The sequence below is a fragment of the Sphingobium sp. CFD-2 genome (assembly GCF_024611135.1).
Lineage (GTDB): Bacteria > Pseudomonadota > Alphaproteobacteria > Sphingomonadales > Sphingomonadaceae > Sphingobium > Sphingobium fuliginis.
Map to the genome: position 1 here is coordinate 1 of NZ_CP084411.1, position 12,884 is coordinate 12,884.

Annotated in this window: 20 protein-coding genes; 9 read left to right on the plus strand and 11 right to left on the minus strand. The window is 64.8% G+C overall.

The features are described from left to right. Positions 1–1,113, plus strand: a complete 1,113-nt coding sequence (locus LDB29_RS28905) for a replication initiator protein A (protein ID WP_007686147.1) — start codon at positions 1–3, stop codon at positions 1,111–1,113. A gap of 63 nt (positions 1,114–1,176) precedes the next feature. On the opposite strand, the gene LDB29_RS28910 is transcribed toward LDB29_RS28905, so the two are convergent. The 3 genes from LDB29_RS28910 to LDB29_RS28920 form a co-directional block, all read right to left on the minus strand. Further along, complete coding sequence (locus LDB29_RS28910) at positions 1,177–1,491, minus strand: ribbon-helix-helix domain-containing protein (RefSeq protein ID WP_007686146.1); 315 nt, start codon at positions 1,489–1,491, stop codon at positions 1,177–1,179. Beyond that, complete coding sequence (gene parA, locus LDB29_RS28915; RefSeq protein WP_007686145.1) at positions 1,488–2,141, minus strand: ParA family partition ATPase; 654 nt, start codon at positions 2,139–2,141, stop codon at positions 1,488–1,490. The genes LDB29_RS28910 and parA overlap by 4 nt, the downstream gene beginning before the upstream one ends. Positions 2,142–2,267: 126 nt before the next feature. After that, entirely contained in the window at positions 2,268–2,909 is a 642-nt protein-coding gene (locus LDB29_RS28920) for a SprT-like domain-containing protein (protein ID WP_008831324.1), read from the minus strand. Positions 2,910–3,323: 414 nt separating this feature from the next. Between LDB29_RS28920 and LDB29_RS28925 the strand changes: the two genes are divergently transcribed. The 5 genes from LDB29_RS28925 to LDB29_RS28945 are packed head-to-tail and all read left to right on the plus strand — an operon-like array spanning position 3,324 to position 4,782. Further along, positions 3,324–3,605 carry a type II toxin-antitoxin system RelB/DinJ family antitoxin gene (locus tag LDB29_RS28925; RefSeq protein WP_007685985.1) on the plus strand — a complete coding sequence of 94 codons (282 nt, stop codon included), beginning with the start codon at positions 3,324–3,326 and terminating at the stop codon, positions 3,603–3,605. After that, entirely contained in the window at positions 3,574–3,894 is a 321-nt protein-coding gene (locus LDB29_RS28930; RefSeq protein ID WP_007685988.1) for a type II toxin-antitoxin system YafQ family toxin, read from the plus strand. The genes LDB29_RS28925 and LDB29_RS28930 overlap by 32 nt, the downstream gene beginning before the upstream one ends. A gap of 35 nt (positions 3,895–3,929) precedes the next feature. Beyond that, on the plus strand, positions 3,930–4,349 hold the full coding sequence (locus tag LDB29_RS28935) for a helix-turn-helix domain-containing protein (protein WP_007685989.1): 420 nt from the start codon (positions 3,930–3,932) through the stop codon (positions 4,347–4,349). A 51-nt stretch (positions 4,350–4,400) separates the two neighbouring features. Next, positions 4,401–4,562, plus strand: coding sequence for a DNA-binding transcriptional regulator (locus LDB29_RS28940; protein WP_015449421.1), 162 nt, complete (start codon positions 4,401–4,403; stop codon positions 4,560–4,562). A gap of 13 nt (positions 4,563–4,575) precedes the next feature. Then, positions 4,576–4,782: a hypothetical protein gene (locus LDB29_RS28945; protein ID WP_008831325.1), complete on the plus strand. Its 207-nt coding sequence runs from the start codon at positions 4,576–4,578 to the stop codon at positions 4,780–4,782. On the opposite strand, the gene LDB29_RS28950 is transcribed toward LDB29_RS28945, so the two are convergent. Then, positions 4,754–4,981 (minus strand): hypothetical protein, encoded by a 228-nt coding sequence (locus LDB29_RS28950; RefSeq protein WP_008831326.1) that lies wholly within the window; start codon positions 4,979–4,981, stop codon positions 4,754–4,756. The genes LDB29_RS28945 and LDB29_RS28950 overlap by 29 nt on opposite strands. A gap of 146 nt (positions 4,982–5,127) precedes the next feature. Here LDB29_RS28950 and LDB29_RS28955 point away from each other — a divergent pair, with 146 nt between their 5' ends. The 3 genes from LDB29_RS28955 to LDB29_RS28965 are packed head-to-tail and all read left to right on the plus strand — an operon-like array spanning position 5,128 to position 6,422. Beyond that, positions 5,128–5,346, plus strand: coding sequence for a DUF4160 domain-containing protein (locus LDB29_RS28955; RefSeq protein ID WP_008831327.1), 219 nt, complete (start codon positions 5,128–5,130; stop codon positions 5,344–5,346). Next, positions 5,343–5,795 (plus strand): DUF2442 domain-containing protein, encoded by a 453-nt coding sequence (locus LDB29_RS28960; protein WP_008831328.1) that lies wholly within the window; start codon positions 5,343–5,345, stop codon positions 5,793–5,795. The genes LDB29_RS28955 and LDB29_RS28960 overlap by 4 nt, the downstream gene beginning before the upstream one ends. A gap of 6 nt (positions 5,796–5,801) precedes the next feature. Then, the gene (locus LDB29_RS28965) at positions 5,802–6,422 is read left to right on the plus strand and encodes a histidine phosphatase family protein (protein WP_008831329.1); all 621 of its coding nucleotides are present in this window, start codon (positions 5,802–5,804) and stop codon (positions 6,420–6,422) included. Here the strand turns inward: LDB29_RS28965 and LDB29_RS28970 are convergent. From LDB29_RS28970 to LDB29_RS29000, 7 genes are all read right to left on the minus strand, one after another. After that, positions 6,419–7,387: a tyrosine-type recombinase/integrase gene (locus tag LDB29_RS28970; RefSeq protein WP_008831330.1), complete on the minus strand. Its 969-nt coding sequence runs from the start codon at positions 7,385–7,387 to the stop codon at positions 6,419–6,421. The genes LDB29_RS28965 and LDB29_RS28970 overlap by 4 nt on opposite strands. Beyond that, complete coding sequence (locus tag LDB29_RS28975; protein WP_008831331.1) at positions 7,384–7,779, minus strand: hypothetical protein; 396 nt, start codon at positions 7,777–7,779, stop codon at positions 7,384–7,386. Before LDB29_RS28975 ends, LDB29_RS28970 begins: the two co-directional genes overlap by 4 nt. A 366-nt stretch (positions 7,780–8,145) precedes the next feature. Next, positions 8,146–8,784, minus strand: coding sequence for an RNA polymerase sigma factor (locus LDB29_RS28980; protein WP_017183397.1), 639 nt, complete (start codon positions 8,782–8,784; stop codon positions 8,146–8,148). Further along, a complete protein-coding gene (locus tag LDB29_RS28985) occupies positions 8,781–10,022 on the minus strand; it encodes a phospholipase A (protein WP_026002429.1) in 1,242 nt (413 codons plus the stop codon). The genes LDB29_RS28980 and LDB29_RS28985 overlap by 4 nt, the downstream gene beginning before the upstream one ends. Positions 10,023–10,154: 132 nt before the next feature. Beyond that, entirely contained in the window at positions 10,155–11,087 is a 933-nt protein-coding gene (locus tag LDB29_RS28990) for a MipA/OmpV family protein (RefSeq protein WP_017183400.1), read from the minus strand. Beyond that, entirely contained in the window at positions 11,087–11,467 is a 381-nt protein-coding gene (locus tag LDB29_RS28995; protein ID WP_017183401.1) for a hypothetical protein, read from the minus strand. Before LDB29_RS28995 ends, LDB29_RS28990 begins: the two co-directional genes overlap by 1 nt. An 879-nt stretch (positions 11,468–12,346) precedes the next feature. Beyond that, entirely contained in the window at positions 12,347–12,787 is a 441-nt protein-coding gene (locus LDB29_RS29000) for a hypothetical protein (protein WP_257558906.1), read from the minus strand. Positions 12,788–12,884 lie beyond the last annotated feature (97 nt).

Here is a 12,884-nt window from a genome sequence, read left to right on the forward strand (position 1 = left end):
ATGACGATAGACCCCTCCCCTTCCCTGTTTGACGCGCCGATCGCCGCGCCGGTCTCGGCCGTGGACGGCGACGATCGCACGCCGCTGCTGCCGGTGCGCCATCCCAACCAGGACTTGTTCATCTGCGACGTGCTGGACGCCATCCCCAAGGATGACATGGCCTCAATGGAGCATCCGGTGTTTTCGCTCTCGACCAAGCCCGACAACCGGACGCGGCGCTACGAGCATAACGGCAACGTCATCGAGATTATCCCCTCGGGCAAGGGGCTGGCGACGATCCACGACAAGGACATATTGATCTACTGCATTTCGCAGCTCGTCGCGAAGATGAACCAGGGCGAGCAACCTAGCCGCACGGTGCGCCTGCAAGCCTATGACATGCTCGTCGCCACCAACCGGCAAACCAGCGGCGAAGGCTATCGACTGATGGCCGACGCCCTCACCCGCCTGCGCGGGACCACGGTGCGGACCAATATTCAAACGGGCGGTGTCGAAGAAACGCGGATTTTCGGCCTGATCGAAGAGGCCAAGATCACGCGCAAGACGTTCGATGGCCGGATGCTCGATCTCGAAATCACCCTGTCGGATTGGGTCTATCGCTCGGTCATCAGCAAGAACGTCCTGACGCTCCACCGCGACTATTTCCGGCTCCGCAAGCCGTTCGAGCGGCGCATGTATGAACTGGCGCGCAAGCATTGCGGCGTGAAGGACGAATGGAAGATCGGCCTAGAGTTGCTACAGAAGAAATGCGGCTCGAACAGCCCGCTCCGAGTGTTCCGGGCCTTGGTCAAGAAGGTCTGCGAGCATGACGCCGATCACGGCCATTTCCCCGACTATGCGGTGACGATGGATGATGACGTGATCTTGTTCCGCAACCGCTCGGGCCTCAAATCCAAGCCCGATCCGGTCGCCAGCGCCGGCGACGATGCGCCCTATATCGACCCGGAAACCATGCACGACGCCAAGACGGCCGCGCCAGGCTATGACGTGTATGCGCTCTATGACGAATGGGTGTCGTGGTGGCACGACATGGGCAAGCCCGAACTCAAAAGCCCTGCCGGGGCCTTCCTCGGCTTCTGCAAGAAACGGCACGAACGCAAACCACTACGCTGATCCCCTGCTCTATGCGGGCAAGCGGCCATGTTTACTTACCCGCATGTTTGCATGTGGACATGCTCACTTGCCTACAGGGCTTTCCCCCATCTTGCGAAGCCAGTCGTTGAACGCCTCGGCCATCGCGTCCTGTAGGCTCATGCCGTGCTTGCGGGCGGTCATGTGCATGGCGAAGGACATTTCCGGGCTGAAATAGCCCGTCATGGCCTTCTTGCCCTGACGGCTCGGCGCAACCGGGTTGCTGCTCGATCCGCTGCCGGAGCCTGCGCCAGTGCCACGGGCGATCGGCGCGGCCGCCCTCCCCTCCGGCTCGACCATCGCCGGCGCTGGCGCTGCATCGCGATCCCGCAATGCGAGCAATGATCCCTTCCGGCTCATGCGTTGGCCCTCCGCTTCCTAGATGCTTGCATGTTTACATGCTCGCATGTCCACTTGTAAAGCTGGCGCACCTCATCGGCCGCCTTGCCGCTCGGCTCGATCTCCATCGCCGTCTTGCCCTCGGCCGCCGCGTGGCGAAAGGCGGCGCGATCCGCGATATGGTGGGGGCAGGCGTCAAGCCCATAATCCTGCACGAGCTGCGCGGCTTCGTCATACATGCGCGGCGCGGTCGGGCTTCCCGCCGTGAAGATCACGAAAGCAGGCTTGCCGCGCATCTTCACAAGGCTGGCGGTCGTCTTGATCGCCGCCAAATCGAACGCGCTGGGGCGGCAAGGGATCAACACTAGGTCGGCCGCCTCGACGGCGGCGCTGGCGGCGCTGTCGGCGTGGGGCGGGGTGTCGATTACGATGAACGCCGCGCCCTGGCCCGTCGCCTGCTCGATCTTGGCGGCAAGGCGAGGGGGCGCGCTGTCGATCACGACCGGGGGCGCATCCTGTCGCCATGCCGCCCACTGGCTCGCCGTCGCCTGCGGGTCGACGTCGATCACAAGGGCGGTATGCCCGGAATCCTCGGCGGCGGCGGCCAGGTGCAAGGCGAGGGTGGTTTTCCCCGCGCCGCCCTTCTGGCTGATGATCGCGATTGTTGGCATGTGAATATCCTTACATGATCGCATGTTTGCATGTGGTCATACTGGCTTGCTCCGGTTGCGTCAACGAAACCCCGAACTGGCGCGCAGCGTCAATGAAACCCCGAATTGCGGGGAGGGGAGGGCGGTCTAGCCGTCGTCGCCGCCCTCATCCTCGCTGCCGTCGTCCAGCGGCTCATGCTCCATGCGGCCGTGATCCTCGATCGGGCAAAGCGGCGCTCCGGCCAGCTCAAGCCATTTGCGCGCGGTCCTCACGGTATAGCCGCACGTCGCGCACTCGCATTTGAGCATCCGGGTTTTCTGCTTCTTCGGCGCGGTCGACTCCCCATCGGTGTCGAGACGGGCATGGGGGAGGGGGCCAACGGCGTCCAAGATCGGCGCGACGGCCGCAAGAAACGCCTCGCCGGGGGTGGTGGCGCGCATCGGCCCGACGAGCCCCAGCCCCAGCGCGATCCGTTTAAACGCTTTCCCATGCCCTGCCGGGATGCCGACGGCGGCATGGACCAGCTCATGCGCGAGGATGGCCGCGATCTGCGCCGGCATGGCGTCAGGCGCGTGCGCGAGGTCGGGCCGGATGAAGATTTCAAAATGCCCGTCCGCGCTCAGCCGGTTATCCCAGCACTCGCCGATCGCCTTGCCCTTCCGGCCCGAGCTGGTGAAGCCGATCGCCACGCGGATACGCGCGGGCAGGGGAGCGTCCAACGCCGCGAACAAGGGGGCCATGCCCGCCGCCACCCGATTGAGCCAGCTTTCCCGGTTGTCCTGTTCCATACCTTCTACTCCCTTCAAATCGCCCTGCGGGGCGATGGCTGCGGCCATCGCTCCCGAGTTCGCGCGGAGCAGCCGGCGAGAGAGGGGGGCAGCGGGAATCTGCGGGAGTGGTGCGGGCGGGCGCTTCGCGCCAACCCGGTCCCGCTGATTGCCGTTGCTGGGGAGAGGCGGCCGGGACCGCCTTTCCCCATGCGAACGAACATCATGCCGGCGCACGCCGGCACCATGCCCGAGATCCGCTTGCGATCTCGGCCCCGCCATGTGGGTCGTCACCTTCGGCCAAGACCGCTTGCGGGCTTGGGGAGCGAAGCGAGTAGAGCCACGGTGCCGCGCAGCGGCAGGCGCAGTCTCCTCGCCTAGATTGAAATTGTTGCTCAAATGAGCTACATCGTTCGTCTGACTAGGGAGATTCCAATGGCTGCTACCGCGTTCGTGCGTGCGCGCATCGACGAAACATTGAAGGATGAAGCCGCCGCCGTCCTAGCCGAGCTGGGGCTGACGGTTTCCGATGTGGTCCGCATGACGCTTACGCGGGTCGCCAAGGACCATGCCTTGCCGTTCGAGCTGAAGGTGCCCAACGCCGAGACGCGCGCCGCGATCGAATCGTCCCGCGCGACCATGAAGGCGCGTCGTGCGCGCTTCACCGATCCCAAGGAACTGTTCGATGCCCTCGACCAAGAAGCCCGCCAGCAGTAAGCGGGCTTCGTTCCCAAGAGAGGCATCCTACGAAAAGCGGTTCGTCAAGGATTGGGAGCGGCTGTCGCGCAGCGGCCGCTACAACATGAACCAGCTCAAGGAAGCGATGATGCTGCTCATCGCCAACGATGCGCCGCTTGGCCCGGAATGGCTGGACCACGCCCTCAAGGGCGATTGGAGCGATCATCGCGAGTGCCATATCGGCGGCGATTTCCTGCTGATCTACACGATTGAGGGCAATCTGGTGAACTTCGTGCGCGCGGGAACCCATTCGGAACTGTTCGAGTAATCGGCTCGACGGCCGAACGTTTGGAAGGCAGGGCAATGAACGCCGACGACATGAAGGTCGAAACCTTCGCCTGCGTCTTTGACGCAATCGCCGACACGCCGGAGGAGGCGACGGAGTTGAGGACGCGCGCGGACCTGATGCGGGGCATCACCGCGCGGGTGAAGTCGTGGGACGTGCCGCTGGGCGAGGCCGCCAAGCGGCTCGGGCTGACGCCGCCCCGCCTCAACGACCTCCTGCGCGGGAAGTTTAACAGATTCTCGCTGGATGACCTGATGACCGCCGCGACGGCGGCGGGCATCGCGCCGCCGGCACCGCGCAAAAGCTCGTGGGATGACCTGCGCGGGATAGTGAAGGGCAACGGCGCGCGGTTCACGATCGAGGAAATCAACGACGCCATCGCCGAAGCCGGCGCAGCAGCCGGCATGGCCGGGATGAACGACCATGACGGGGACTGATCGAAACGGCGAAATCCTTTATCCACCGATGGAGGCGGCCGAAATCCGGCGGTGCGCCAGGAGAGCGGTTTGAGCCAGGCCGGGTTTGCGCGCTTGCTGTGGGCGCACAAGCGCACGGTCCAGCGCTGGGAGGCCGGCACGATGCGGCCGACTGGCGCGGCGCTCGCCTTGCTGACGCTGGTGAAGCGGCGCGGCATCCAGATTCTCACCTAGAAGGATTGATAGAATGGCCGGCCATCGCCCCTTTTCCGATCTTATGAAAGATTGGAGTCCCGAGCGCCGCGCGCGTAATGAGGCCCATAAGGCGAAGTTGGAGGCCGAGTTGATGGGCCGCGCTGCTACGCGCGATGCGATCGAAGAACTGGAAGCTGGCAAGGGCGTGCGCTTCACCAGCGTTGAGGCGCTTATGTCTGATCTCCATGATGACGATTGATCGACCCGAAACGGCGGCCGAGTTTTTCGCGCGGCGCTCCAAAGGTCGTGCGGTGGGTGATCTCGACCGCATTCTCGACAAGGTGCCTGATCGGCCGCCGGAACCCGGCGACGAATTGAAGGCTGGACGCCCGATCGCCTACATCGCCGGTAATCGGCGAGGGTGCCGCGAGATCCGCGCACGCGATCTCGCCCGCCATGTGGGCCGGAACCTTGGGCCAGGACCGCTTGCGGGCTTGGGGAGCGCAACGAGTAGGGCCACGGTGCCAGCGCCAGGCGCTTAGATCATTTTGGCTATCAGCCTTGCACTAGTGCAACCTTTGCACTACATTGAAGCATGGTCACGATGTTTCGCGGTCCCCGCTGGAAAATTGCCGTCTATGGCCGCGATCATGGCGTGCCGCATTTCCACATCGAAGGCCCGGATTTCCGCTGCTCGGTGGCGATTGCATCGTTTGACGTGATCGTGGGCACCGTGTCGGCGGCGGTCTTGAAGGACGCATTGGAATGGGCGCGGCCTAATCAGGCTTTGCTCATGCAGACGTGGCAGGAGTTGAACGGATGAACATCACCGACAAGGCCCGCACCATTACCGCCGTGCGCGCGACCGGGCCGTCATCGCTGCATCTGTCCTGGTCGGAAGGGACGGCGGCTGATCTCGATCTTGGCGCGGTCCTCGCCGATCGCGCCTTTGCCGCGCTGCGCGATCCGGGCGAGTTCGCCAAGGTCGAAGTGGGCGATTGGGGTCATAGCCTGGCCTGGCCTTCGGGTGCGGAGCTGGGCGCGGACATGCTGTGGCTCGAAACGCTGTCGGCAACCGGGCATGGCGATGTGCGCGCCTTCCTCGAATGGCGGCTGCGCCATGCGCTGTCGCTGTCGAAGGCGGCCGATGCGCTTGGCGTCTCGCGCCGCATGGTCGCCTACTACTCCAACGGCGAAAAGAAGGTGCCGAAACCAATCTTGCTGGCGTGCCGGGGCTGGGAAGCCAGCAATGGGCTATACCGGGCCGCCTAACCGGACATGAGAGCGATCTTCATCCGCCACGGCGAAAACACCGGCAACGCCGGCGTGCCCTGCCACGATCTCGCGACGATCGCGCTGACGGAGCGCGGCCACGAACAGGCGCGCGCGGTCGCGGCGAGCTGGACGCAAGCGCCCGCGCTCATCGTCACCTCGCCCTATACCCGCACCCGGCAGACGGCCGCGCCGACGATCGCGCGCTTTCCAGGCGTGCCGGTGGAAGTGTGGCCGATCGAAGAGTTCACCTATTTGCAACCTGCGCGCTGGAACGGCACGCGCAGCGCCGAACGGATGCCGCACCTAGAACGCTATTGGCGCGAGGCCGATCCTGACTACTGCGACGGGGAAGGGGCGGAGAGTTTCAGCACCCTGTTACGGCGCTGCGAGGCGGCGCTAACGCGCCTCGCCGCCATGCCTGCGGGATCGCTGGCCTATGTGTTCGGGCATGGGCAGTTCATCCAGGCCGCGCGCGCGATCGTCGCCGACGCCCATCTGGACGATCGGGCCAAGATGCGCGCTTTCTGGCGCAAGGGCGAGCCGCCCGCGATCGGCAACGCGCAGCGGGTAGGGTTTCATTGGCAGGGCGACCGCTGGACCTGCGCGCCCGCGCTCGCCGCCTAGATCAACACGCGCTCCACCTCGTCCAGCGTCACGTCATCGGGGCGGCGGTCATAGAGCTGGGTGGTGCGCGTCGAGCTATGGTTCGCCATCGTCGCGGCCGTCTCCAACGTGCCGCCATTCTTCAAATAGGTGGTGATCCCGGTCGCGCGGAAACTGTGGTTGCCGATCGCCGTCCCGATCCCGGCCGCCGCCGCGCGCCGGCGCACCATCGCGAAGGCGTTGGCTTGGGGCAGGGGGGTATCGCTTAGTCGCTTAGTGCTGCGCGCGATCGTGCGGAATAGCGGCCCCTTGCGGTCCTCGCGCAGCTCGCAACCGTCGATATAGGCGGTTAGATAATCCTCTAGATTGTGGTGGCAGGGCATTTCATGGCGCTTGCCGCCTTTCTCATGCAGGCGGACCCATAGCCGCCGATTCTGCATGAACACGTCCTCGACCCGCATCGCCAGCGCCGCGCCGATCCGCGCGAAGCTATAGACCATGAGACCGATCAGCGCGCGGTCGCGCAGGCCCGCATGGGTGGTCACGTCGATGCTGTCGAGCAACCGCCGCGCCTCGTCGGGGGCCAGTACCGGCGTCTTGCCGCGCCGCTGGCTATGCGCCGGCCCGCGCACCGATCCGGCCGGGTTCGCCGGCACGGCATGACCCGTCACCAGCCAGTCGAACAGGTGGCGCACGCCGGCGAGCTGCTGCTTGACGCTGGGGGCGGCCAGCTCGCGCCCCAGCGCCTCGACCCAGGCCGCGACATGAAGCGGCTGCACCTGGGCGAGCGAGGCGACGCCGCGCGCCTCGCACCAGGCCAGGAAGTCGCCGGCCGCCCGCGCATAGGCGCGGCGTGTATGCGGATTGCGGATGGTGACGGCGAAGAACTCAAGGAATCGAAGCTGCGCGCGCTCGTCGGCCGCCGCGATCAGCGCCGGCAACGCCAGCGCGGGCGCGGGCGCGGGGAGGGGGGCGAGCTGGTTCATCGCGCGATCTTCTCCCATCGCGCCGGCGCGGGACGCGGCGCGGCCATCTTGCGGCGCAGCTCGTCGAACACCTCGTCGGCGTCGCGGACGCGGCCAGCCTCCGCGTCCTCAAGGCCGCGCTTTATCGACCCGTCCAATATCCGGCGTAGCAGCTCGTCGCGTAAATCGTGGTGCGGCTCCATGTCGATGAAGTTCTTGACGATCGCGAACACCGCCTCGGAAGGATCGGCGAACATGCCGCGCTCGATCCGCTCCAACAGCCAGTCGGCCTGATCGCCGGTAAGATACGCCTCGAAGCGCAAGCCGCCCGCGCGGGCCTGCTCGCGCAGCGCCTTGGCCTGGTCGCGCTCGGCATAGTTGTCGGCGAAAGCCGTGTCCTCGTCCTGGTCCATATCGCTCCCTTTCGGCGGTGGATCTCGGGACCGTTTAAACGGCTCCATCGGATCGCCATGAGTGTGTGATAAAGGACATTATCACACATAGGAGGGAGCGTGAATCCCGCGTGTGTCAGCATCAGGCAATGGCGTCCACGATCGCCCGTTCAACGGGTGAATAATCCCCCGCCGGCCTGTCGAGACAGTTGGTGCCATGCGGAAAGAGTGGAGGCTGGGCATGAAGCGAGGCTTGGTACCCCTAAGCTGATCCTGCCACCGCGCGCGAGCGCGCGTGAGCCCGATGAGTCGAGTTGAATCGGCTGCGCGACGGATCGTGCTGCAAACTAACCTGTTTTGCGGACCGACGCCGCTGAGGAGCGCAGCCTAGCCGATCACCACGCCTTTCCAGTTCCGCCGAGGACGGGGCTTCGAATGCTTCTCCACCACGCGCCGATCCAACAATGGGGTGTCCCTGTGCTCTATTAATCGCTTTAATCGAAGCCGGCCGCGCCACAGGCGGCTTTTGAAGGTGCCCGCCGGAATGGCCAAGCTGGCCGCCGCTTCCTCGATAGATAGCCCTTCGGCGGCTAACAGGATCGCCGCCCGCTGGTCGGGGATCAGCTCGCCAAGCGCCCAATTCACGTCGCGCAAATCCACCGCGGCGCCTTGCCCCCCGGCGACGCCTAGCAGCCGGTCAAACGCATCTTCGGGAAGGTCGGCATGGAAGGGGGCGCGGCGACGCCCCGAAAGAAAGCTGTTCCGCATCACGGTCCGCATCCACGCTCCCAGATTCGTGTCGGGCACGAACGAACGGCGGGCCACCCAGCACCGGAGCATGGTCTCTTGCAACAGATCGTCGGCGTCAGCACCGCCGCTGCCGGTAAGGCGGCGGGCATAGGCACTGAGCGACGCAGCCTGCTCGATCAGCCCAGCCCCAAAGTTGTCATCGAACAAGCCGTCGATGCGCTCCGACTGTTGGGCGAGCGGGCGGAAGCCCGTTCGACGGTGTTTGAATGCGTTCACCGGACGATCGCCAGTCCGACCCGGAGGCGGGTCATGCGGCGGTTATAGTCGAGCAGGTTCTCGCCATATCCCGTGAAGGCTTGGCCGAAGAGATAGAAATTCAGGTTTCCGCCGATCAGTCGATCGATCGGGTAGGATATGTCGGCATCGATCGCGCCTTTGCCAGATCCGAAATTGAGCCGGGTATTGGTCGTGATTCGAAGCCCGTCGTCCTCACCGATCTCTGCAAACAAGCCCGTATTGCCACGGTAGCGCTTGATGTCCGGATTGTCGCTGAGGCTCCCGGCGTAGAGCCAGAGACGAGGACCGACGCTGAGGCGGTAGCTCCCCAAGGCAACCGAGGCCACCGGCTGCACATAGAGCGTGTTAAGGCTTCGGGACCCCGCACCCGATCGCCCGTTGGACTCATGTCGGAAGCCGCCTTGGCCGCCGAGCGAGACGCCGCTCCCGATGCCAATGGTTGGAGCGAGGTAGAACAGCTCGGGCACGAAGTCGATGTTGCGAAAGGGAGACGACTTGGCCCCGAGGTCCCAGAACATGCGCTGGGTGTAGGCGAAGTGGAGTCCCTGCTCCCATGATTGCCGCCGGTCCGGCGCGGCCGACGGGCCGAATAGCTGATATTTGAAACTGATCTGCAGCCGGGCATCACTATTCGTGCCGGGACCGTAGGCGGCATAGATCGGCGCATAGGCGGAAAGATTGGACAGGAAGGCATTGCCGGCCGCAACGTCATTGGTCGCGAGGTGTGTCTGCGGGACAGACGTATCCCAACGGGGGGTCGCGGGACCGGCGCCTCCACCCGCCGGCGCCGGCGGCGGAGCGGACACGCTCCCTCCTACCGCAAACGCAAGGCGCTGTGCGCTCCATCCGGGTACGGCCAGCACTGCCTCTCCAGCGGCTGTATGCGGTGGCAGGTGCAGGATGTAACGTGCCCTAGTGAAGCCACCGGCAGGCACACTCACGGCGGCCGGCGTCTGCGGCGCCCGCTCAAGGCTGATATTGCTAGTGCTGCGGTTGACCGTCAGTTCGGCTCCGATCTGCGGCGGCAGGGCCATGGCTTCGGGGGCGGAGCCGCTGTTCAGCAGGCGAAGCTCGACGGAGGCGGCGCCGTAGGCATCCCCGTCTGCAACGGCGCTGATTACAAGCTCAATCTGCGATGCTGTCGTACCCGCTTCCGCGCGGGTCGGTCCCGCCGCCAACCCGAGAGCGATGCACACAGCGCCGCCATATCTAATCATCGGTCGAACCCTGCGCAGCATGACATTCGGGAATTGGCTGTCGTTCCGGTGCTATGGTGGCGAGATCGACGATCGAGAGCTTCATTGGAGCAACCCCTTCGATCTCAACGCAGCGGGCACCGGGCTGCGCACTTAGAAGGTGTAGGCAACGGACATGAAGCCGCTCGGCTGCCAGCGGCGCTCGTTCAGCGGGCTGTCCGCGGCGTCCCCGAGCAGCCGGGTGACGCCGCCTGTCGCGCCAAGGCTCCAGTGGGAATCAAGGCGATAGCTGGCGGTGATGAGGCCCGACACGTCCTTGAAGCCGCTTCCGGCACGATAGAAGGGCAGGCCCGAGGCGATGGCTTCGCTCGCGTCGATGCCGAAATAGCGATTCATATGCTTGCCGTTCGCCCAGCTCGTGCCGATCGTCGGGATAACCGTCATCCGGTCCGAGACGGGGAGCGCATAAGAGAGGCTGGCATCCGCTACCACGCCCCGGGTGCCGCCTTCCACCGCCTTGGTGGCGCCCACCGTGAAGGACAGATTGTCGAGCTTGAGGTTCGCGAAGAGCCGGCCACCGGCCGTGGTCGAGACGCGCCGGATGCCGTCGGGCACATCACGCCGCCTGTAGCCGCCGACCAGCGCTACGCTCGCACCCGCCGTCAATGGGCCGATCTCGATGACGTTTACGCCGATGCCATTGCGCAGGCTGACGAAGAACTGCCCGAACTGCGCATCGATCACGGGGATCGGCAGGAACCGATAGTCATCGGAGCCCTGATAGTCGGGAACGACGCCGGCGCCGGCGCCGAGCGTCACATGATCGCCGGACTGGGCACTGGCCGCTGCCGGCAATGCCAGCGCCGCCAGCAGCAGAGTTGGCCATGCGAGACGCCCTATACGGCTGGATAACGTCATGCACAGATACTCGCATCGTTTCGGAAAATGGCGCGCCTCGCCCTTGAAAGGGGTAGGCCGGACATCGTGGCGCCATGCCAGGCCGTGCTCGCGGATTTCCTGTCCAGCGGGCGCGGCGCGCCGCTCTCCCGCCGAGAGCTCGAACAGCGCCATCGGCATCGCCAACATCACATCTTGCAGGTCTGGGGTTTCTTGCCCGGCCTGGTGAGTTCTATGGCGGCCTCGTCGCCGGCTACCGTGTGCTTGCCATCGGTGAACGCTTCGCCGGGTGCGGGCGCCTTAAGCTGCGATATCGTGCCTTCGCTGCGCAGATTGATTGTCACGTCGTCGGAGAGGAAATCGATCGTGACGACGCTATTGTCCTCGCAGCGATAGGGGTGGCTCGCTTTGATCGATGGCGGCAGCGTCACCTGCACGTTCTCGACGATGGTGTTCTCCGCGCCATCCGTGCCGGTGTCCTGTCCGCACCCTGTCAATGTGACCGTGGTGGACGCCAACAGGACAAGAATAGCGGCCGTCGATATCCTGGGATGATGAAATAGCCTCATATGCGCTGCGCTTCCTCATGACTCTTGAGGTTGGAAAAGCCTGATTCTCGCGCGACAGCGGGCATGATCGCGACTAGGTGCCGCAGCGCACCGCAATTGATGATGCGGCGATTCATTCTTCACGCCTGCCGCCTTGACGCTTGCGCCGTGCGGCATCAGGCCGATTGCGGCCAGTGCCTTGCTTCGTTGCCCGATCGACAGGGGATAAGCACGTTGAATCGGGCCCGGCTATACTGGTCGAGCCGATGGCTCGGCGCAGATGCAGGATCGGTCTGTGACGGTCCGGTCCGGTCGTATCATGGCTCATTCGAGATCCCTTCCGCCGCTCGGCCGAAAGCCAGGCGATCGCATCGCAGGAGACGGACAAGGGTCGCGCGGGTCCGATCTGAAAGGGGTCCTGCCAGCCGACGCCTGTGACCCAGGGAGACACGCCACGCGGCTTCGGGATAATCGGCTGGCAGGACGGCAGGCAAAGCCATACCGGAGGGGGGATCCGGTGAACGCATGCCCGCCAACCGGTAAGGGCTGACAAGACAGCGGCAAGCGTTGGAGACAGAGAGGACGTCCCCTCGCGCTCGCGCGACTGCAAAAGGGCGCGCACGATCTCTTGGGATCGAGAAGCATATCGTGATTGATCGGCTTCCCTCCACGTACATTATCCTTTCCAGTGGAGTGAGCGCTCACTACCATTAAGGGAGTAACCCTCCTGCGTCACCTCGTCAACCAAGGAGCGAAATGTTCTTTGAGGTTGGAGCGGCCTTTTCCCAATTCCGAGCGCGTCGCGTGAGTTTTTCGTCCTCTGATTTCGGCCAGTAAATATTCGTGGCGGCGGCCGGCGCATACCGGGTTTCCACCCTGGTGGTTATCGCATGACCAACGCTAGAGCTTATCACCAGGCCGCCGGCGCGCGCCTCCGATCATGAGCGAAGGGAGGCTGACGCGCGCGCGCAAGAGGCGTTTCGCACGCCGGTTCAGCGATTCGCGTTCAGGAGGCGGGGCGATGCTTGCCCGATCAGCCTCACGCCGTATCGGATCCTCAGGCTCGGACGTCTCGCCTGCAGGGTATTCCTGGGTGTCAGCGCGGCCGGCCAGCGCGACGATCACGCGGAGTTCCACGGTCCGTGCGTCATGCACCACCATCAATGGTTCGCCCGAATCGCGGTGGATCAAGGCGCCTCGGCCGACAGGCTCGACATATGCGATCTCGTCGGCCCGAAGCCGAATACGGGTTCCGTCCTGGAGCGTGACGGGAATGAGGAGATCGGCCGGCTGAGTGTTCATCGTTCCATCACACGTGGCCACGCCGGAAAGCAGCGCCATGTTGAGCGGGTGCAGGTGATTGGATGTCCGATGAGTAGAACTCTGGCCCGGGCAGAACGGCTGGTATCATCCGGCCGCTGGCAACCCCTATCGCTGG

What these genes read in the sequence shown, in the direction of transcription:
- LDB29_RS28905 (WP_007686147.1), top strand. Translation starts at nt 1, where the DNA reads ATGACGATAGACCCCTCCCCTTCCCTGTTTGACGCGCCGATCGCCGCG.
- LDB29_RS28910 (WP_007686146.1), bottom strand. Translation starts at nt 1,491, where the DNA reads ATGAGCCGGAAGGGATCATTGCTCGCATTGCGGGATCGCGATGCAGCG.
- parA (WP_007686145.1), bottom strand. Translation starts at nt 2,141, where the DNA reads ATGCCAACAATCGCGATCATCAGCCAGAAGGGCGGCGCGGGGAAAACC.
- LDB29_RS28920 (WP_008831324.1), bottom strand. Translation starts at nt 2,909, where the DNA reads ATGGAACAGGACAACCGGGAAAGCTGGCTCAATCGGGTGGCGGCGGGC.
- LDB29_RS28925 (WP_007685985.1), top strand. Translation starts at nt 3,324, where the DNA reads ATGGCTGCTACCGCGTTCGTGCGTGCGCGCATCGACGAAACATTGAAG.
- LDB29_RS28930 (WP_007685988.1), top strand. Translation starts at nt 3,574, where the DNA reads ATGCCCTCGACCAAGAAGCCCGCCAGCAGTAAGCGGGCTTCGTTCCCA.
- LDB29_RS28935 (WP_007685989.1), top strand. Translation starts at nt 3,930, where the DNA reads ATGAACGCCGACGACATGAAGGTCGAAACCTTCGCCTGCGTCTTTGAC.
- LDB29_RS28945 (WP_008831325.1), top strand. Translation starts at nt 4,576, where the DNA reads ATGGCCGGCCATCGCCCCTTTTCCGATCTTATGAAAGATTGGAGTCCC.
- LDB29_RS28950 (WP_008831326.1), bottom strand. Translation starts at nt 4,981, where the DNA reads ATGGCGGGCGAGATCGCGTGCGCGGATCTCGCGGCACCCTCGCCGATT.
- LDB29_RS28955 (WP_008831327.1), top strand. Translation starts at nt 5,128, where the DNA reads ATGTTTCGCGGTCCCCGCTGGAAAATTGCCGTCTATGGCCGCGATCAT.
- LDB29_RS28960 (WP_008831328.1), top strand. Translation starts at nt 5,343, where the DNA reads ATGAACATCACCGACAAGGCCCGCACCATTACCGCCGTGCGCGCGACC.
- LDB29_RS28965 (WP_008831329.1), top strand. Translation starts at nt 5,802, where the DNA reads ATGAGAGCGATCTTCATCCGCCACGGCGAAAACACCGGCAACGCCGGC.
- LDB29_RS28970 (WP_008831330.1), bottom strand. Translation starts at nt 7,387, where the DNA reads ATGAACCAGCTCGCCCCCCTCCCCGCGCCCGCGCCCGCGCTGGCGTTG.
- LDB29_RS28975 (WP_008831331.1), bottom strand. Translation starts at nt 7,779, where the DNA reads ATGGACCAGGACGAGGACACGGCTTTCGCCGACAACTATGCCGAGCGC.
- LDB29_RS28985 (WP_026002429.1), bottom strand. Translation starts at nt 10,022, where the DNA reads ATGATTAGATATGGCGGCGCTGTGTGCATCGCTCTCGGGTTGGCGGCG.
- LDB29_RS28990 (WP_017183400.1), bottom strand. Translation starts at nt 11,087, where the DNA reads ATGTTGGCGATGCCGATGGCGCTGTTCGAGCTCTCGGCGGGAGAGCGG.
- LDB29_RS28995 (WP_017183401.1), bottom strand. Translation starts at nt 11,467, where the DNA reads ATGAGGCTATTTCATCATCCCAGGATATCGACGGCCGCTATTCTTGTC.
- LDB29_RS29000 (WP_257558906.1), bottom strand. Translation starts at nt 12,787, where the DNA reads ATGGCGCTGCTTTCCGGCGTGGCCACGTGTGATGGAACGATGAACACT.